Origin of the sequence: Dietzia sp. 179-F 9C3 NHS (assembly GCF_045369825.1) — a bacterium.
Classification (GTDB): domain Bacteria; phylum Actinomycetota; class Actinomycetes; order Mycobacteriales; family Mycobacteriaceae; genus Dietzia.
The window spans coordinates 118,444-136,537 of the sequence record NZ_JBIQES010000007.1; the positions used below are offsets into that span (position 1 = coordinate 118,444).

Consider the following 18,094-nt stretch of genomic DNA (forward strand, 5'->3'; position numbering starts at 1 on the left):
GGGATCAGTAGCGGTAGTGGTCGGGCTTGTACGGGCCGTCCACATCCACGCCGATGTACTCGGCCTGGTCCTTGGCCAGCCGCGTGAGCGTGCCGCCGAGCGCCTCGACGTGCAGGCGCGCCACCTTCTCGTCGAGGATCTTGGGCAGCAGGTGCACGCCGATCGGATACTCGTCGGCCTTGGTGAACAGCTCGATCTGCGCGATCACCTGGTCGGAGAAACTGTTCGACATAACGAACGACGGGTGCCCGGTGGCGTTGCCCAGGTTGAGCAGGCGCCCCTCGGAGAGCACGATGATCGACCGGCCGTCGTCGGCGAAGGTGAACTCGTCGACCTGCGGCTTGATCGTGGTGCGGGTGACGTCGGCGGCGGACTCGAGGCCGGCCATGTCGATCTCGTTGTCGAAGTGGCCGATGTTGCCGAGGATCGCCTTGTTCTTCATCCGCCGCATGTGGTCGAACGTGATGATGTCCTTGTTGCCGGTCGCCGTGATGACGATGTCTGCGGACTCGATGGCCTGGTCCACGGTCACCACGTCGAAGCCGTCCATGAGCGCCTGCAGCGCGTTGATCGGGTCGATCTCGGTGACCTGGACGCGGGCGCCCTGGCCGGCGAGGGCCTCGGCGCATCCCTTGCCCACGTCGCCGTAGCCGCAGACGAGCGCCTTCTTGCCGCCGATGAGCGCGTCGGTGCCCCGGTTTATGCCGTCGAGCAGCGAGTGGCGGGTGCCGTACTTGTTGTCGAACTTGCTCTTGGTGACCGCGTCGTTGACGTTGATCGCCGGGAACGGCAGCACGCCGGCCGCGTGGAACTGGTAGAGGCGGTTGACGCCGGTGGTGGTTTCCTCGGTGACACCCTTGACGGCCTCGCCGACGGCGGTGAACTTGCCGGGGTGCTTCGCCACCGACTCGCGCAGCAGCGCGTGGAAGACCTTCTCCTCCGCCGACCACGCCTCGTCGTCGGACGGTACGGCGCCGGCGGCCTCGAACTCGGTGCCCTTGATGACGAGCATCGTGGCGTCGCCGCCGTCGTCGAGGATCATGTTGGGCTCGGTGTCCGGCCACGTCATGATCTGCTCGGTGCACCACCAGTACTCCTCGAGCGTCTCGCCCTTCCACGCGAACACCGGCACGCCCTGCGGCGCCTCGGGGGTGCCCTCGGGGCCCACGACCACTGCGGCCGCGGCCTCGTCCTGGGTGGAGAAGATGTTGCACGAGGCCCAGCGGACCTCGGCCCCGAGCGCGGTGAGCGTCTCGATGAGCACGGCCGTCTGCACCGTCATGTGAATCGAGCCCGCGACGCGCGCGCCGGCGAGCGGCTGCTCGGCGGCGTACTCCTCGCGCAGGGCCATGAGGCCGGGCATCTCGTGCTCGGCCAGGCGGATCTGCTGGCGGCCCGCCGCCGCGAGCGACAGATCCGCCACCTTGAACTCGACACCGTTGACGGACTGCACCTGCAGATCAGCGGACATGTGCGCGACCAGCTCCTCGCTTATCGGGAAAGACTTCGCCCGCCACACTAGCGGGTGCCCCGTCACCGCCCCCGGGCCGCCGCCGCATCGCCCACGCGGGTGCGGAACACCGTCGCCCCGTCGGGCGCGGCGAGCGTCACCTCCGGGGTGGACGCGGCCACCCAGACTGCGGTGCCGGGACCGTGGTCCACGGTCTCCCCGCGCTCGGTCACGCGCACGGCCCCGGCGGTGCACAGCAGCACCTCGGGGCCGGCCGGGTGGTACGTGAGCGCCTCCGCGCCGGGGGCCAGCTCGATGCGCGAGAGGGCGAAGTCGGGGGCCGGGGTCGGGTACGCCAGTTCCCCCGGCAGGCCTCCTTCCGCCGGCACCGGGCGGACCGTCGGGTCGTCGAGCGGGGCGAACTCCAGCACCCGCATGAGCTCGGGGACGTCCACGTGCTTGGGCGTGAGGCCGCCCCTCAGGACGTTGTCCGAGTTGGCCATGACCTCGACGCCGACCCCCCGCAGGTAGGCGTGCAGGTGGCCGGGGCCGAGGTACACGGCCTCGCCGGGGCGCAGGACGACCCGGTTGAGCAGCAGCGCCGCGAGGACACCGGGGTCCGAGGGGTAGCGCTCGGCCAGCTCGACCACCGTCGTGGCCACTGCCGACCAGGGGGCGGTGACCCCCGCCGTCGTGAGATAGCCGACGGCGGCGGAGACGAGGTCGGAGATCACCGCCGTGAGGGCCGTGTGGGGCATGGTGACGAAGGTCGTGAACACCGCACGGATGCCCGCCCGGTCGGGTTCCGCGGCCAACATGTCGCGGTACGGCCGCAGGCCCGGGACGTCCAGGGCGTCGAGCAGCGCCAGCGTCCGGTCGACGGGCCGGAACCCCACGAGGGCGTGGAACTCGGTGAGCGCCACGAGGACCTCGGGCTTGTGGTTGGTGTCGCGGTAGTTGCGGTCGTGGGCGTCGAGGGCGACTCCGCGGGCGTCCTCGGCCGCGTACCCCTCGCGGGCGAGGTCGAGGGACGGGTGGGCCTGCAGCGAGAGCGCCTGCTCGGCGGCCAGGAGTTTGACGAGGAACGGTAGGGTGCCGCCGTGCTCGGCCAGGACGCGCTCCCCCAGCTCGCCTTCCGGATCGGCTGCGATCCGCTCGTTCAGCCCGCGCCCGTCCGGGCAGCGCGACGGGCCCGAATCGTGGGCGCCGAACCAGTACTCGGCCACCGGGTGCGGGGCCGGCGAGACGCCGCCGCACAGGTCCGGTAGGGCGGTCCGGGAGCCCCAGGAGTACGCCTGGACCACCGGGGCGAGGGAGACCACGGGTCACAGACCCCCGACCAGCAGGTAGGCGGCGGCGATCTCCGTGCGTGCCATGAGCGCGGCCACCCTTCCACTGAACGGGGCCGGGACGTCGCCGACCGTGTCCCGGCCGCGATCGGAGACCCACTCGAGGTCGGTGAGCGGCCCCGCAGCCGGCCGGACGAAGTCCTCGTCCGCACCCAACACCATACCCAGGTGCCGGACGGACCGATCGTCCCAGGTGCCGTCGAGTTCCTCGTCGTGGAAGAGGCGCGCGAGCGGGTCCACGGCGGGACGCCCCGCGGCGCGCTCGGCCTGCCCGCGGACGGCGTCGGGAATCGTCGCGGCGGCGGTCACGCGCCCGGCGTCGCGGAACGCGGCCACGGCGCGGGCGCAGAACGCCTCGGCGACCGGGTCGTCGTGCACCCAGACCAGCCGGTCGGTCCCGGCGACCGTCGTCGCGAGGAGCTTGGCCGGGTTGACCGGGGTCGCGAGCTCCGGCCCGATGCCCTCGAGCTCGAGGTCGACGGCGTCGGCCGCCGCGGCCACGTCGAGCCCGGGGACGCCGAGCGCGGTGAGCACCGCCATCCCGGCGGCGACGTGCCGTAGGACCCCACGGTGCGGTGGGAGGTACGGCAGGGGCTCGAGCCAGGCGGCGCGGTCCGCGCCGGCCTCGGCGACCGGCCCCTCGCGCGGGACGTCGACGACGACACCGGCGCCGCGACGGGCCGCCGCGGCGATCGCCCGCTCCAGAGCCGGGTCGCCCGCGTCGTCGCCCGACACCAGCACCACGTCGAGCGCCCCGGCCCAGGCCGGCAACTCGTGGACGACCACGACCGGCGGCACCGACGGACCCCCGACGTGCGCGGCCGTCGCCGTGACGACTGCGGCGGCCTGGCGGGCCCGCGCCGACCGACCGGACACCCAGACCAGCGCGCGGGGCCGGGTACCTTCGATCTGCTCGAGCGCCCCGGCCTCCACCGCCGTGGCCACGGCCCGGACCTGCGCCCCCGCCATGGACGCGTGCAGCAGCGTCGCGGTGGCGTCGCCGGCCCGCAGGGCCTCCGGGTCGTCGAGGTCGATCACGTCGCCCCGTCGGCCGGCGTCGGCGTCGCTGGTCAGATCAGGCACGGACGATCGCGAGGACCTCATCGGCGATCGCGCGGACGCCCTCCCCGGTGGGCGCCTCGGCGTTGAGCCGCAGGAGCGGCTCTGTGTTGGAGGCGCGGAGGTTGAACCATGTGCCCTCGCCCAGGTCCACGGTCACGCCGTCGAGCCGGTCGACCGACTCCGCGCGGGCGGCAAACGCGTCGACCACGGCCTCCATGCGGTCGGTCTGCGCCTGCGCCGACTCCAGGGTCGAGTTGATCTCCCCCGACGCCGCGTAGCGCGTGTAGTCGGCCATGACCGCCGAGAGCGGCGCGTCCTGGCCGCCGAGAGCGGCGAGGACGTGCATCGCGGCGAGCATGCCCGAGTCGGCGCCCCAGAAGTCGCGGAAGTAGTAGTGCGCCGAGTGCTCGCCGCCGAAGACCGCACCGGTGTCGGCCATCTGTGCCTTGATGAAGCTGTGGCCGACCCGGGTCCGGACAGCCACGCCGCCGGACTCCTCGACGAGCTCCGGCACGGCGCGCGAGGTGATGAGGTTGTAGATGACGGTGGCGCCGGGCTCCTTGGCGATCTCCCGCTCGGCGACGAGCGCCGTGATGGCGGACGGTGCCACGGGCTCGCCGCGCTCGTCCACCACGAAGCAGCGATCCGCGTCGCCGTCGAAGGCCAGGCCGATGTCAGCGCCGCTGCTGCGCACCAACTCCTGCAGGTCCACGAGGTTCGCCGGCTCGAGCGGGTTGGCCTCGTGGTTGGGGAAGGTGCCGTCGAGCTCGAAGTACAGGGGCACGATCTCCAGGGGCAGGCCGCCGAGCACGGCCGGAACGGTGTGCCCGCCCATACCGTTGCCCGCGTCCACGGCCACCTTCAGCGGCCGGACCCCGGACAGGTCGACGAGTCCGCGCAGGTGCTCGCCGTACCCCTCGAGCACGTCCTGCTCGGTCACCGAGCCCGCCGCGCCGTCGAAGGCGGGAACGCCCTCGACGAGCTCGTCGCTGATCACGCCGAGACCCGAGTCCTGGCCCACCGGCTTGGCTCCGGCCCGGCAGAGCTTGATGCCGTTGTACGCGGCCGGGTTGTGACTGGCCGTGAACATCGCACCGGGGCAGTCGAGGCTGCCCGAGGCGTAGTACAGCTGGTCGGTGGAGGCCAGGCCGATCGTCACCACGTCCAAGCCCTGGCCGGTGACGCCCTCGCCGAAGGCGCGGGACAGGCCGGGCGAGGAGTCCCGCATGTCGTGCCCGATGACGACCCGGTCGGCGCCCTCGGATCGCATGAGCCGGGCGAAGGAAGCCCCGACCTCGCGGACGAACTCCTCGTCGATCTGCTCGCCGACGAGCCCGCGGACGTCGTAGGCCTTGATGACTGCTCGGACGGACTCGGCGCTGCGTGCCACGGGGCTGCTCCCAGGGGTGAGGCGAACGGACTCGGGTTACGCCGTAGACAGTACCCGCGGGAGGGCCTCAGTGGCCTTCGGTCCGGTCGGCCCCGGCGTCACCACCCGCGTCGGGGCCGGTGGGCACCACGCGCAGGTGCGGTCGGCCGTCCCCGTCCCGGTCGGCCCCGGTGTCCGCCTCGGTGCCGACGAGGGCCGGCCCGGGATCGGAGACGCCGAGGCGGCGGAGTCGGTCCGCGTCCATGAGCACCGCCCCGCCGCGCGCGGAGCCCACGGGGCCGCCCGTCACGGCGTCGAGCAGCGCGGTGAGGTCGGAGTCCTCGGCCGAGGTGTCGATGTCCGGGTGCCGGACCAGTTCCCACCCGCGGGGCGCGGTGATCCGCAGGGCGTGCGCCGCGCACAGGTCCCACGAGTGCGGCTCCTGGACGGCCGAGAGCGGCCCGACCACGGCCGTGGAGTCCGCGTAGACATAGGTGAGCGTGGCGACCGCACGGTTGGGACATCCCGGGCGGCAGCAACGTCGGTTCTCGCTCACGAGGCCCCAGGGTAGCCGCGCCGAGACGGCGGAGGGGTGGCGACCCGCCGCGGCGCGCCGCGACCGCGCCGCTGCACGGGCGTGGGGCGGGCGGGGGTTATCCTCGCGCCATGACCCCGACCGCCCCGGTACCCGGACGGCCGCCGAGCGGGAGCGCCCTCCCCGGAGCCGGCCAGGCCGACGTGTGCGCGGGCAGCCGCATCTCCGTCCGGGAGTTCCCGGGTGATCCCGGCCGCCGCGGCCGTCGGCTCGTGACCTCGCGGCGCGCGGAACGGCGCGGGCACGGACCGCGGGGCCCGGTCCTGCCGCCCGAGGTGCCGCGCTGGCGCAGCCGCGCCGAGGAGTTCGACGCCGCCGCGCTCGAGGCGTTCGCTGAGATCGACCAGCACTGGCACACCCGCCTGCAGCACCTCGACCTGGCCGTGGACATGGTGCCGCGGATGCGCCTGCGCCCGGGAGAGTCGTGGCCCGAGGAGGTCGTGGCCGACGGGCTCGTCCCCCTGGCCCGGCTCGTGCCGGCGGGCGTGGACCGCTCGGGGCAGCCCACCCGGGCCCGGCTCGTGTTGTTCCGGCGGCCGCTCACCCGCCGCGCGCCCGATCCGGACGACCTCCGGGACCTGATCTACTCGGTCCTCGTCGAGCTGGTCTCCCAGCATCTCGAGATCTCGCCGGACGAGGTCGAATCGGGGCCCGACGGCCCCTGACGTCGGGGATCAGCCCACCGCGCCGCGCTTGATGCGCCGCCGCTCGCGCTCGGAGAGCCCGCCCCAGATGCCGAACCGCTCGTCGTTGGCCAGGGCGTACTCGAGGCACTCGGCCTTGACCTCGCACCCAGTGCAGATCTTCTTGGCCTCGCGGGTCGAGCCGCCCTTCTCGGGGAAGAACGCCTCGGGATCGGTCTGGGCGCACAGGGCCCGGTCCTGCCAGCTCTCTTCCTCGTCCTCCGCGAAGAGCGCGGTGACGCCGAAGTCGAGCACGGCCAGATCGGGTCCCGCCGCGGTGCGTGACTGTCGGTTCACGGTCATCCCTTCGTCTTGCGTTCCTCGTCGGTCGTGTACGTGCCGGGGTGTCATGACATCCTTGCCGTGCGCCCCTCGCAAGGGCCGCTGCTCCCCCGGTGACGACACCCGTACCGACCACAGTCGAACAACCGGTCGACCGTGTCCGCTGCGCTACCGAATGGGGGGCGGTGCTCAGGCGAATGACACACTTGTGATTACACACATGCCCGGCCCCCAGGTCAAGCGAAATCGACGATCCCTAGCATTTCCGCCCGGCCCGCGGTCGCGGACACGCCGCCGAAAGGTGTGGGATACGCCACGCCGCCGGGCCACCCCGGCCCGTGATCCGCCGCGTCACTACGCTGGGCAGGCGTGAGGATCTGTGTACTTGCCGGTGGCGTCGGTGGCGCCCGATTCCTGCTCGGCGCACGCCGCCTGCTCGGTCTCGACGACCTCGCGGCGCGCAGCGCCTCGCCCCACCGGATCGACGCCGTGGTCAACGTCGGCGACGACGCGTGGATGCACGGCGTGCGTATCTGCCCCGACCTCGACACCTGTATGTACACCCTCGGCGGCGGCATCGACACGGGCCGCGGCTGGGGGCACGCGGACGAGACGTGGAACTGCAAGGCCGAGCTCGCCGAGTACGGCGTGCAGCCCGACTGGTTCGGGCTCGGCGACAAGGACCTGGCCACGCACCTCGTCCGGACGCAGATGCTCGGCGCGGGCTTCCGGCTCACCGACGTCACCGAGGCACTCTGCGTCCGCTGGTCCCCCGGCGTCCGCCTGCTGCCCGTGACCGACGACCGCTGCGAGACGCACGTCGTACTCGCCGAGACCGGCGACGAGACCGGTGGGCGCGCGATCCACTTCCAGGAGTGGTGGGTGCGGCACGGCGCGACCCTGCCCGCCACGGCGTTCGTACAGATCGGCGCGGAGCAGGCCGAGCCCACCCCGGAGACACTCGAGGCGATCGCGGAGGCCGACCTCGTCGTCGTCGCCCCCTCCAACCCCGTTGTCTCGACCGGCGCGATCCTCGCCGTCCCCGGCATCCGCGCCGCGCTGCGGGCCACCTCCGCGCCGGTGGTGGGCGTGAGCCCGGTCATCGACGGCGCCGTGCTGCGCGGCATGGCCGACGCGTGCCTGTCGGCGATCGGCGTGGAGACCTCGGCGCTCGCCGTGGCGCGCCACTACGGCGCGCGGTCGGGCACCGGGCTGCTCGACGGGTGGCTCGTGGCCCCCGGCGACGGCCCGGCCCGGGGCGACGCCCGCGTCGACGGGATCGCCGTGCGTGAGGCCCCACTGCTCATGACCGACCCCGACGCCACCGCCGCCATGGTGGCGGCCGCGATCGACCTGGCCGGACTCGAGGTCCCCGGGGGCACCCGGTGACCGACGGCGCGCTCCCCGAGATCCGGCACCGGTCGGTCGAGCACGCCGCGTCCGGCCGGATCACGATCTGGGCCCCCGACGGGTTGCCCGAGTTCCGCCCCGGCGACGACCTGGCCGCCACGCTCGCCGACGCCCTGACCCGCGACCCGCACGGCCTCGCCGACGGCGACGTCGTGGTGGTGACCTCCAAGGTCCTGTCCAAGGTCGAGGGCCGCGTCGTGGCCGCCCCGCGCGACCCCGAGGAACGCGACGCCCTGCGCCGGCGCCTCGTGGACGCCGAGTCCGTGCGGGTGGTGGCGCGCGTCAACCGCACCCTCATCACGGAGAACCGGCTGGGCCTGGTCCAGGCGGCCGCGGGCGTTGACGGCTCCAACGTCGCCGCCGACGAGCTGGCACTCCTGCCCGAGGACCCCGACGCCTCGGCCCTGGACCTCGCCCGCGCCCTCACCGCGCGCACCGGCGCGCGGATCGCGGTGGTGGTCACCGACACCATGGGCCGCGCGTGGCGGACGGGCCAGACCGACGTGGCGATCGGTGCGGCCGGGGTGCGGGTCTCGGTGGGCTACGGCGGCGCAGTGGACCGCCAGGGCAACGACCTGCTCGTCACCGACATCGCCGTGGCCGACGAGATCGCCGCCGCGGCCGACCTCGCCAAGGGCAAGCTCGGCGGGCGCCCCGTCGCGGTGATCCGCGGCCTCGACCACCTCCTCCTCGACCCCCGACCGGGCGCCGGTGGCAGCGGCGGGGGCGACGACGAGGCCGGCCGGCCGCGCGCCCGGGACCTCGTCCGGGACGCCGCCACGGACCTCTTCCGGATGGGCACCGCCGAGTCCCTCGCACTGGGCCGGCGCGAGGCCGTCCCGGCCCGCCGCTCGGTGCGCCGCTTCGCCGACGCGCCCGTTCCGACCGACGACCTCACCGCAGCGGTGGCCGACGCGCTCACCGCGCCGGCGCCGCACCACTCCCGTCCGATCCGCTTCGTCCGCGTCGCGGGGGCGGCCCGCGCCCGGCTCCTCGACGCCATGCGGGCGGACTGGGAGGCCGACCTGCGCGCCGACGGGCACACCGGCGACGTCCTCGCGCGCCGACTGGCCCGCGGCGACCTGCTGCGCACGAGCCCCGAGTTGATCCTGCCGTTCGTCGACGACGCCGCGGGCGCCCACGACTACCCGGACGCCCGCCGCCGCGCCTGCGAGGAGACGATGTTCACCGTTGCCGGCGGCGCGGCCGTCCAGTCGCTGCTCGTGGCGCTGGCCGCCCGCGGGCTCGGCTCCTGTTGGGTGGGCTCGACGATCTTCGCCGCCGACACCACCCGGCGCGAGCTGGGCCTGCCGGACTCGTGGCGCCCCCTCGGCGCGGTCGCCGTGGGCGTGCCGGCCGACCCGGTCCCGGCGCGGGAGCCCCGCGACCCGGGCACTGCCTACATGTCGGTGGAGTAGCGGATCCCGCCGTCGGGGATCACGACCCCGGGCCAGACCCGGGCGCCCCGCAGCAGCTCGCACCGGGCGCCGATGTCGGCGCCGTCGCCGATCACCCCGTCGCGCACCAGGGCGCGGTGGCCGATCCGGGCACCGGAACCGACGATCGAGCGCTCAACCGTCGCGCCGGCCTCGATGCGGGCGCCGTCGAAGATCACGGCGCCGTCGAGCCGCGCCCCGGCCCCGATCTCGGCGCCGCGCCCCACCACGGTGCCGCCGACCAGCACCGCGCCCGCCCCGACCCCGGCCCCCTCGTGGACGAGCGCCTCACCGTGGAGCCCTTCCAGCGCGGGCGACGGCGCGATCCCCCGGACGAGGTCCGAGGAGCCGCGCACGAAGTCCTCCGGCGTGCCCATGTCGCGCCAGTAGGCCGAGTCCACGAACCCGTAGACGCGCCGGCCCTCGGCGAGCAGCTGCGGGAACGTCTCCCGCTCGACCGAGACGGGCACGCCCTCCGGGATCTGCTCGATGAGCTCACGCCGGAACACGTAGCAGCCGGCATTGATCTGGTCGGTCGGCGGATCCTGCGTCTTCTCGAGGAACTCCAGCACCCGGCCGTCGTCGTCGGTGGTCACGCAGCCGAACGCCCGCGGGTCCGCGACGCGGACCAGGTGCATGGTGAGGTCGGCGTCCTTCTTTCGGTGCAGGTCGATGATCTCCCGCGGGTCGGTGCCGCCCAGGACGTCGCCGTTGAACACGAGGATGGTCGACGCCGTGAGTTCCGGGAGCACGTTTCGGATGCCGCCGCCGGTGCCGAGCGGCTCGCGCTCCACGACATACGAGATGTCCATGTCGAGCTCCGAACCGTCGCCGAAGTGCTCCTCGAACACCTCCGCCTTGTACGAGGTGCCCAACACCACCCGGCGGATCCCGGCCGCGCGGATCCGCGAGAGCAGGTGGGTGAGGAAGGGCAGCCCCGCCGTGGGCAGCATCGGCTTGGGCGCCGAGATGGTGAGCGGGCGCAGGCGCGTGCCCTTGCCGCCCACGAGGACGATCGCCTCCGCGTCCGCGATCAGGTCGTCGTCATGGTCGCTCATGGTCACGATGTCCGGAGAGGTCAATTCGGGCTCCCCCGCTCGGGGCCGCGCTCCCGCGCGGGGCGCGGGGTCCGGCGGCCGGTGGTCGGTGGTCGGTTCTGGTCGGTCGGTTCTGGTCGGCGTCGGTCAGTCCCGGGCGGCCCGCCGCGCAGCCCGGATCGCGAGCCGGCACCGGGCGGCCAGGCCCGCTCTGAGGGCCCAGCGTATCGGCGCCTGCCACACGTGTGGGTGTCGGTCCGCCTGGAACAGGTAGGCACTGCGGTGGTGTGCCCGGAGCGTGAACTCCGGCACCGCCTTCGCCGCATGGCCCCGGTCGTGGCGGATCACCGCGGACGGCACGTAGACGTTCTGCCAGCCCGCGCGGCCCAGGCGGTCCCCCAGGTCGACGTCCTCGAGGTACATGAAGTACCGCTCGTCGAACCCCCCGAGCGCGTCGAACGCCTCCCGCCGCAGCAGCAGGCACGAACCCGAGAGCCAACCCGCGGTCCGCTCGGAGTCCATGTCGGCGTCGTCGAGGTACCGCTGCGTCCACGGGTTGCCCGGCCACACCGGCCCCAGGACCGCGTGCCCGATCCCCGCGCGCAGCGACGGCACGGACCGCGCCGAGGGATAGACGGAGCCGTCCGCCTCGGCGATGCGCGGTCCGAACGCCGCGCCCCGCGGCCACCGCCCGGCCGCCGCGAGCAGCGCGTCGATCGAGCCGGGCTCAAAGCACACATCCGGGTTGACCACGAGCACGAACTCCTGGTCGAACTCGTCCGGGCGGCGTGCGATCTCCGTCACGGCACGGTTGATCGCGGTGCCGTAGCCCAGGTTGCCACCCGTCGGGAGGAACTCGACGAAGTCGTGCTCGGCGGCCGCGGCCTCGGGGGCCCCGTCCGTCGAGCCGTTGTCCGCCATCACCAGGGACACCTCGCGGGACGTGGCCGCGGGCAGGGACCCGACGAGCGCGCGCAGGTGCTCACCGGGGGAATAGGTCACCGTCACCACGGCGAATCGGGGCGTCACGGCGTACACAGTACGACGCGACCCCGGCGATTCCGGCCACCGGCGCGCGGCGCGGTACCGTGGGTGGACATCTGCGGCCGGCCGGCCGCGCGAGCACGCGTGCCGCGACCCGCCCCCCACGGCGACCCCGGTCCGGCCCGCCACGAGACGATCTGAGGACGGTGGATGAGCGCCGAGCAGCCCGTGACGGGACGACGCACGTCGACCCCGCGCCGCGGACGCCGCCGCGTCGCCACCGGCCATCCCACGGCCTCCCGGGCGGCGCGCACGGTGGCCTCCCTCGCCTCGGCCGCGTGCCTCGCCGTCACCGGTGTGGGCTGGTCGCTCGTCAGCGGCCTCAACTCCGACCTGTCCTCCGCCGGCGGACTCGAGGTGGGATCCGGCGTTCTCGACGGTGCCGTCGACATCCTCGTCGTGGGAACGGACAACCGCACCGACGCCCAGGGCAACCCCCTCACCCCCGAGGAGGTGTCCGTGCTGCGCGCCGGGGACGACGAGGAGGGCGAGAACACCGACACCATCCTGCTCATCCGCGTCCCCAAAGACGGCAGCTCCGCCACCGCGATCTCGATCCCCCGCGACACGTACGTCCGGACCCGCGACATCGGCCAGAGCAAGATCAACGGCGTCTACTCGGGCACCAAGGACAAGTACCTCGAGTCGGCCGTGGCGGACGGCTCCGAGCTCACCGAGCAGGACCACCGGGACGGCGTCCAGGCCGGCCGCAACGGACTCATCAACGCCGTCAAGGACCTCACCGGCGTCGAGGTGGACCACTACGCGGAGATCGGACTGCTCGGGTTCGTCCTCCTCACCGACGCCGTCGGCGGCGTCCCCGTGTGCCTCAACAACGACGTCTACGAGCCGCTCTCCGGCGCCGACTTCCACGCCGGCGTGCAGACCGTCTCCGGGGCGGACGCCCTGAGCTTCGTGCGCCAACGCCACGACCTCCCGGCCGGCGACCTCGACCGGATCGTCCGTCAGCAGGCCTTCATGTCCCAGCTCGTCAAGGAGATCCTCTCCGCGGGCACTCTCGCGGACCCGTCCAAGCTCGGCAAGCTGAGCGACGCCGCCAAGCGCTCGTTCGTCATCGACGAGAACTGGGACTTCGTGGACTTCGCCATGAAGCTCAAGGACATCAGCGGCGGCGCCGTCCGTTTCGAGACCATCCCGGTGACCAGCATCGACTCGGTGTCCGAGTACGGCGAGTCCATCGTCACCGTGGATCCGGAGCAGGTGCAGGAGTTCGTTAGCGGCTTCGCGAGCGGGGACTCCGACGACGCCGCCGGCGACGGGGACGCCGGGACTGTCCCCGAGACACTCGACCCCGAGGCCGACCCGGACCTGTCCGCGATCAGCGTCCAGGTGGTCAACACCACGGCGATCGACGGCCTGGCCGCCCAGGTGTCCGGCGCACTGACCGAGCTCGGCTACGGCGCCGGCGACCTGCTGTCGGACCCGGGCGCCGCCTACACCTCGTACGTCGCCGCCTCCTCCTCCACCGACCCCGCCGCGTTCGGCGTGGCCGACGCCCTCGGCGGACTGCCCGTCCAGGTGGACTCGGCCGTGCCGCCCGGCTCCGTGCGCGTGGTGCTCGCCGAGGACTACAGCGGCCCCACCGCGCCGGCCGCGCCCGCCGAGGAGTCCTCCGTGCTCACCACCACGTACGCCCCCCTGCCGCCGTCCATCGCGCAGCGGCCGACGTTCGACGCGGGCGGCATCGACGTGCCCTGCGTCAACTGACCGCGCTGCGCCACAGCTCGAGCCATCCCCGGGAGGACCACCGTGAACACCGCCGCCGACGCCGTGCTCACCCCGCTGCTGAACGCCGATCCGGGTGCCCCGCTCGTCACGCACTACGACCTCGCCGCGCCCTCGCGGGTCGAGCTGTCCGCCACCTCGACCGCCAACTGGGCGGCCAAGATCGCCGGCCTGCTCCGCGACGAGGTGGGCGTCCAGCCGGGTGACGTCGTGGTGTGCGACCTGCCCGCGCACTGGCTCACCGCCGGAGTGGTCCTGGGCGTCTGGTGGGCGGGCGCCCAGGTCGCGACCGTCGGGGCCGGCTCCGCCGGGGCGATCGGGACCGTCGCCACCATCACCGTTCCCGAGCGGCTCGACGCGCACCCGGCCGACGTCGAGACCCTGCTCATGACCACGCACCCCATGGGGCTGCCGCTCGCGACGGCCGGCGTGGACGTGCCGCCCGGCGTCACCGACCTCGCCGAGGCCTGCCGCATCCATCCGGACGCCTTCGTCCCGGCCGGCGCCGGCTCCGCCGCGCTCGACGGCGCCCCCCTCGAGTCGCTCACCGACCCCGCGCTGCGGGCCCGAGTGCTCGTGGCCGGCCGCGGCCCCGATGACGACGCGGTCGGGATCCTCGCCCGCATCCTGGCCTCGGGCGGGACCGTCGTCCTGGCCACCGGGGCCGAGGCCGACGCCGCCGAGGTGGCCGAACTCGCGGTCAGCGAGCGGACCACCGCCACCGCCTGACCGGCCGCCCGTCCGGCCCCACCGCCAGCCCGCCGCCAGCCCGCGAAATCGGCGACCCCTCGGCCGGATCGGCAGCCCTCAGAGGGGTCGCCGACCAGGCACCGGAGTCGCCGATTTTCGCGGCGGCCGGGCCGCCGGCGTCAGCTCAGGATCTGGCGGGCCATGACCATGCGGCAGACCTGGTTGGTGCCCTCGTAGATCTGGGTGATCTTGGCATCGCGCATCATGCGCTCGACCGGGAAGTCGCGCGTGTAGCCGTAGCCACCGAAGAGCTGCACGGCGTTGGTCGTGACCTCCATCGCCACGTCCGAGGCGAAGGTCTTGGAGGCGGCGGCCATGAAGCCCAGCTTGCCGCCGCGGGCGGCCACACCGCGCTCGGCGTTGGCGGCGGCCGTGTAGACCATGAGCCGCGCGGCCTCGATCTTCATGGCCATGTCCGCGAGCATGAACTGGGTGTTCTGGAAGTCGGCGATCGCCTTGCCGAACTGCTTGCGCTCCTTGGTGTATTCCACCGCGGCGTCGAGCGCGCCCTGCGCCAGGCCGAGGGCCTGCGCGCCGATGGTCGGGCGGGTGTGGTCGAGCGTCTGCAGCGCGGTCTTGAAACCGGTGCCCGGCTCGCCGATGATCCGGTCCCCCGGGATCTTGCAGTTCTCGAAGTACAGTTCGGCGGTGGGCGAGCCCTTGATGCCGAGCTTGCGCTCCTTGTTGCCCACGACGAAGCCCTCGTCGCTCTCGTGGACCATGAACGAGGAGATGCCGTTGGCCCCCTTCTCCGGGTCGGTCACGGCCATGACGGTGTACCAGGAGGACTTGCCGCCGTTGGTGATCCAGCACTTGGAGCCGTTGAGGACCCAGTCGTCGCCGTCTGCCTTCGCCCGGGTCTTCATGGCCCCGGCGTCCGAGCCGGCCTCGCGCTCGGACAGCGCGTAGGAGGCCATCTTGCCGGCGACGAGGTCGGGAAGGACCTGCCGCTTGAGCTCGTCCGAGCCCTGCAGGATGAGGCCCATGGTGCCGAGCTTGTTGACGGCCGGGATGAGCGAGGACGAGCCGCAGACGCGGGCCACCTCCTCGATGACGATGCACGTGGCCACCGAGTCGGCGCCCTGGCCGTCGAACTCCTCCGGCACGTGGACGGCGTTGAAGCCGGAGTTGTTGAGCGCCGCCAGGGCCTCCTCGGGGAAGCGCTCGTTCTCGTCGACGTCCGCGGCGTGCGGCGCGATCTCCTTCTCGGCGAGCGCGCGGATGGCTGCGCGCAGCTCCTCGTGCTCCTCCGCCGGGGCGTACAGGTCGAAGTCGGCGTTACCGGACATGGTCGGTCCTCCCTGAGGGGTGCTCGTGTGCGGGGTCGCGCGGCGCGGTCGCTCGGCGCGCGTCTGTCCGTCAGTATCGTCGCGTCGCCGGGCGAACCGCGCCCCGTCACTCAAGTTACCAGCCGGTAACCCCCTGGTTAGGTGGGGCCGCTCGGGCCCGCGCGCTCTCAGCCGAGGAGCTTCTCGCGCAGCGCGGCGTCCTTGCGCTCGACCATCTCCTCGAGTTCCGCCTGGAAGCGCTCCATCCGCGCGAGCAGGTCGGGGTCGGAGGCGGCGAGGATGCGCACGGCGAGCAGCCCCGCGTTGCGCGCGCCGCCGATGGACACGGTGGCCACCGGAACGCCGGCCGGCATCTGGACGATCGACAGCAGCGAGTCCACGCCGTCGAGGTGCTTGAGGGGCACCGGAACGCCGATCACCGGCAGCGGGGTGGCCGAGGCGACCATGCCCGGAAGGTGCGCGGCGCCGCCCGCGCCGGCGATCACCACCCGCACGCCGCGGCCGGCGGCGGTGCGCGCGTAGTCGAGCATCTTCTGCGGCGTGCGGTGCGCCGAGACCACCCCCACCTCGAAGGGGATACCGAACTCGGCGAGCGCCTCGGCGGCGGCCTCCATGGTGGGCCAGTCGGAGTCGCTGCCCATGATGAGGCCGACCTGCGGCCCGCCCTGCTTCGTGGTCATGTGGGTCCCTTTCGCGAGAGGTCTCGTGGGGTCGTGGGATCAGCGCACGAAGTCCCCGACAGGTGCCCCCGAGTGGGGGTCCCAGCCGTCGGCCCACTCACCGTGGGAGAGCCAGTGGGCGGCGAGCTCGGCTACCGCGCGCACGGCGGCCACCTGCTCGGCGTCGTCGGGGTCGACGCCGGGGTCGGCGAGGACGTTGACGTGGCCGATCTTGCGCGCCGGCCGCTCGGACTTGCCGTACAGGTGCACCTTGGCGTGCGGGAAGCGGGCGCCGAGGTGGTGGACCCGCTCGTCCATGCTCATCGCCGGTGCCTCGGGAGCGCCCAGGACGTTGGCCATCACCACAACGGGCGCAGTGGGGACGGTCGACCCCAGCGGGTAGTCGAGCACCGCCCTCAGGTGCTGCTCGAACTGACTGGTCACCGCGCCGTCCATGGTCCAGTGGCCCGAGTTGTGGGGGCGCATGGCCAGCTCGTTGACGAGCACGCCGGGGCGCCCGTCGGCGCCGGTCACCTCGAACAGCTCGACCGCCATGACGCCGGTGGCGTCGAGGTGCTCGGCCAGGCGCAGGGCCGTGGCCTGGACGGCCGAGCGCAGGTCCTCGGGTAGGCCGGTCGCCGGTGCCACGACGACAGCGCACTGACCGTCGCGCTGGACGGTCTCGACGACCGGCCACACGGCGCCCTGGCCGAACGGAGAGCGGGCCACGAGCGCGGAGAGTTCGCGGGTCCACGGCACGCGCGCCTCTGCCATCATCGGCACGCCGGCCGCGAGCTGCTCGGCGGCGATCCGCTCGGCCTCTTCCAGCGAGTCGGGCATCCACACGCCGCGGCCGTCGTAGCCGCCGCGCGCGGCCTTGAGGACGATCCGCCCCTCCTGCTCGGCGTGGAAGCGCCGCACGTCCTCGACCGACTCGACGCCGGTGAACGGCGGGACGGGCGCGCCGACCTCCGCGAGCGCGCGCCGCATGACGAGCTTGTCCTGCGCGTGGATGAGCGCCGAGGCCCGCGGGCGCACGGCGACGCCGGCCTCCTCGAGTTCGAGGAGGATCGCCGGCGGCACGTGCTCGTGGTCGAAGGTCACGACGTCGGCGCCGGCGGCGGCGCGCCGCACCGCGTCGGGGTCGTCGTGGGAGCCGAGCACGACGTCGGGGGTCACCTGGGCCGCCGGGTCCTCCGGGTCCGCGGCGAGGACGCGCAGGGTCTGGCCCAACGCGACGGCGGAGGCGTGGGTCATGCGGGCGAGCTGGCCGCCGCCGATCATCGTCACAACGGGCGTGCCGAGCGGGTTCCGGTGGATGCGGGGGTCGGGGTTCACGGCGTCCATCGTCTCACGGGCGGGGGCCCGCTCACCGTCGCCCCGGCAGGCCCCAGCGGAACCGGGGCGCACGGGTCGGCGGGGTGGGGGGTGGCGGCGGAGGGAGCCGCTGCAGCTCGTCGTAGACCAACGCGTGGACCGTCGCGACGTGCGGGACATGGTCGATCTCCACCGGCGGAAGGTGGCCGCACTCGAGGATGAGGCAGCCCGTCCCCAGCGCCCGGTCGGCCAGCGTGTGCCGGAACCGCACCGCACTGACCCGCCGCAGCGGCACGTCGACGCCGCGCCGGGCCGACCCGGCGGGCCGGTAGAGGACCCGCTCGTCGGTCACCACGAGGGCGGTGCGGGCCCAGCGGACCGCGGGCCACAGGCCGTAGGGGACGACGACGAGGGTGTACAGCCCGGCGAGGAGGGCCCACGCCACGGATCGGTCGGCGGCGTGCACCACCTGGACCTCCACGAAGCCTCCGGCGATCCCCGCGAGTCCCGCCCCCACCACGGCGACGAGGGCGGGCCGCACCAGCGCACGCCAGTGCGGATGACTGTGGACGAGCAGCTCCTCGCCGGGGGCGAGCACCGAGCGCGGGAATCCCAC

17 protein-coding genes are annotated in these 18,094 nt (G+C 73.7%); 5 read left to right on the forward strand and 12 right to left on the reverse strand.

Annotation, left to right across the window (positions count from 1 at the left end; genetic code table 11):
* Window positions 1–4: 4 nt before the first annotated feature.
* The 5 genes from ahcY to ACH0BZ_RS10370 form a co-directional block, all read right to left on the reverse strand.
* Complete coding sequence (gene ahcY, locus ACH0BZ_RS10350; protein WP_406898191.1) at window positions 5–1,471, reverse strand: adenosylhomocysteinase; 1,467 nt, start codon at window positions 1,469–1,471, stop codon at window positions 5–7.
* Window positions 1,472–1,533: 62 nt separating this feature from the next.
* Window positions 1,534–2,772 carry a mannose-6-phosphate isomerase, class I gene (gene manA, locus ACH0BZ_RS10355; protein WP_406898192.1) on the reverse strand — a complete coding sequence of 413 codons (1,239 nt, stop codon included), beginning with the start codon at window positions 2,770–2,772 and terminating at the stop codon, window positions 1,534–1,536.
* 3 nt (window positions 2,773–2,775) lie between these two features.
* Window positions 2,776–3,882 carry a hypothetical protein gene (locus tag ACH0BZ_RS10360; protein ID WP_406898193.1) on the reverse strand — a complete coding sequence of 369 codons (1,107 nt, stop codon included), beginning with the start codon at window positions 3,880–3,882 and terminating at the stop codon, window positions 2,776–2,778.
* The gene (locus tag ACH0BZ_RS10365; RefSeq protein WP_406898194.1) at window positions 3,875–5,251 is read right to left on the reverse strand and encodes a phosphomannomutase/phosphoglucomutase; all 1,377 of its coding nucleotides are present in this window, start codon (window positions 5,249–5,251) and stop codon (window positions 3,875–3,877) included. The genes ACH0BZ_RS10360 and ACH0BZ_RS10365 overlap by 8 nt, the downstream gene beginning before the upstream one ends.
* A 67-nt stretch (window positions 5,252–5,318) precedes the next feature.
* Window positions 5,319–5,786, reverse strand: a complete 468-nt coding sequence (locus tag ACH0BZ_RS10370; RefSeq protein ID WP_406898195.1) for a DUF3499 domain-containing protein — start codon at window positions 5,784–5,786, stop codon at window positions 5,319–5,321.
* A gap of 251 nt (window positions 5,787–6,037) precedes the next feature.
* Here ACH0BZ_RS10370 and ACH0BZ_RS10375 point away from each other — a divergent pair, with 251 nt between their 5' ends.
* A complete protein-coding gene (locus tag ACH0BZ_RS10375; protein WP_406898313.1) occupies window positions 6,038–6,490 on the forward strand; it encodes a metallopeptidase family protein in 453 nt (150 codons plus the stop codon).
* Window positions 6,491–6,499: 9 nt separating this feature from the next.
* Here the strand turns inward: ACH0BZ_RS10375 and ACH0BZ_RS10380 are convergent, their stop codons facing one another.
* The gene (locus ACH0BZ_RS10380; protein ID WP_406898197.1) at window positions 6,500–6,811 is read right to left on the reverse strand and encodes a WhiB family transcriptional regulator; all 312 of its coding nucleotides are present in this window, start codon (window positions 6,809–6,811) and stop codon (window positions 6,500–6,502) included.
* Between the two features lie 348 nt (window positions 6,812–7,159).
* On the opposite strand from ACH0BZ_RS10380, the gene cofD reads away from it, so the two are divergent.
* Window positions 7,160–8,179, forward strand: a complete 1,020-nt coding sequence (gene cofD / locus ACH0BZ_RS10385; protein ID WP_406898198.1) for a 2-phospho-L-lactate transferase — start codon at window positions 7,160–7,162, stop codon at window positions 8,177–8,179.
* The gene (locus ACH0BZ_RS10390; protein ID WP_406898199.1) at window positions 8,176–9,618 is read left to right on the forward strand and encodes a coenzyme F420-0:L-glutamate ligase; all 1,443 of its coding nucleotides are present in this window, start codon (window positions 8,176–8,178) and stop codon (window positions 9,616–9,618) included. Before cofD ends, ACH0BZ_RS10390 begins: the two co-directional genes overlap by 4 nt.
* Here the strand turns inward: ACH0BZ_RS10390 and ACH0BZ_RS10395 are convergent.
* Both ACH0BZ_RS10395 and ACH0BZ_RS10400 read right to left on the reverse strand, forming a co-directional pair.
* Window positions 9,600–10,694, reverse strand: coding sequence for a sugar phosphate nucleotidyltransferase (locus ACH0BZ_RS10395; RefSeq protein ID WP_406898200.1), 1,095 nt, complete (start codon window positions 10,692–10,694; stop codon window positions 9,600–9,602). The two genes, ACH0BZ_RS10390 and ACH0BZ_RS10395, sit on opposite strands and share 19 nt — an antisense overlap.
* Before the next feature lie 126 nt (window positions 10,695–10,820).
* Complete coding sequence (locus tag ACH0BZ_RS10400; RefSeq protein WP_406898201.1) at window positions 10,821–11,702, reverse strand: glycosyltransferase family 2 protein; 882 nt, start codon at window positions 11,700–11,702, stop codon at window positions 10,821–10,823.
* Window positions 11,703–11,867: 165 nt separating this feature from the next.
* Here ACH0BZ_RS10400 and ACH0BZ_RS10405 point away from each other — a divergent pair, with 165 nt between their 5' ends.
* A complete protein-coding gene (locus ACH0BZ_RS10405) occupies window positions 11,868–13,445 on the forward strand; it encodes an LCP family protein (protein ID WP_406898203.1) in 1,578 nt (525 codons plus the stop codon).
* Between the two features lie 42 nt (window positions 13,446–13,487).
* Window positions 13,488–14,192 carry a TIGR03089 family protein gene (locus tag ACH0BZ_RS10410; protein WP_406898205.1) on the forward strand — a complete coding sequence of 235 codons (705 nt, stop codon included), beginning with the start codon at window positions 13,488–13,490 and terminating at the stop codon, window positions 14,190–14,192.
* A gap of 140 nt (window positions 14,193–14,332) precedes the next feature.
* Here the strand turns inward: ACH0BZ_RS10410 and ACH0BZ_RS10415 are convergent, their stop codons facing one another.
* The 4 genes from ACH0BZ_RS10415 to ACH0BZ_RS10430 form a co-directional block, all read right to left on the reverse strand.
* On the reverse strand, window positions 14,333–15,502 hold the full coding sequence (locus ACH0BZ_RS10415; RefSeq protein WP_406898206.1) for an acyl-CoA dehydrogenase: 1,170 nt from the start codon (window positions 15,500–15,502) through the stop codon (window positions 14,333–14,335).
* A gap of 167 nt (window positions 15,503–15,669) precedes the next feature.
* Window positions 15,670–16,182, reverse strand: a complete 513-nt coding sequence (purE, locus tag ACH0BZ_RS10420; protein WP_406898207.1) for a 5-(carboxyamino)imidazole ribonucleotide mutase — start codon at window positions 16,180–16,182, stop codon at window positions 15,670–15,672.
* 39 nt (window positions 16,183–16,221) lie between these two features.
* Window positions 16,222–17,508 (reverse strand): 5-(carboxyamino)imidazole ribonucleotide synthase, encoded by a 1,287-nt coding sequence (locus ACH0BZ_RS10425; protein ID WP_406898208.1) that lies wholly within the window; start codon window positions 17,506–17,508, stop codon window positions 16,222–16,224.
* Between the two features lie 22 nt (window positions 17,509–17,530).
* A complete protein-coding gene (locus ACH0BZ_RS10430; protein WP_406898209.1) occupies window positions 17,531–18,094 on the reverse strand; it encodes a PH domain-containing protein in 564 nt (187 codons plus the stop codon).

Bases quoted from the DNA above. Each gene is read 5' to 3' on its own strand.
- ACH0BZ_RS10395 (WP_406898200.1), bottom strand. From the start codon at position 10,694: ATGAGCGACCATGACGACGACCTGATCGCGGACGCGGAGGCGATCGTC.
- ACH0BZ_RS10415 (WP_406898206.1), bottom strand. From the start codon at position 15,502: ATGTCCGGTAACGCCGACTTCGACCTGTACGCCCCGGCGGAGGAGCAC.
- purE (WP_406898207.1), bottom strand. From the start codon at position 16,182: ATGACCACGAAGCAGGGCGGGCCGCAGGTCGGCCTCATCATGGGCAGC.
- ACH0BZ_RS10425 (WP_406898208.1), bottom strand. From the start codon at position 17,508: ATGGACGCCGTGAACCCCGACCCCCGCATCCACCGGAACCCGCTCGGC.
- ACH0BZ_RS10405 (WP_406898203.1), top strand. From the start codon at position 11,868: ATGAGCGCCGAGCAGCCCGTGACGGGACGACGCACGTCGACCCCGCGC.
- ahcY (WP_406898191.1), bottom strand. From the start codon at position 1,471: ATGTCCGCTGATCTGCAGGTGCAGTCCGTCAACGGTGTCGAGTTCAAG.
- ACH0BZ_RS10380 (WP_406898197.1), bottom strand. From the start codon at position 6,811: ATGACCGTGAACCGACAGTCACGCACCGCGGCGGGACCCGATCTGGCC.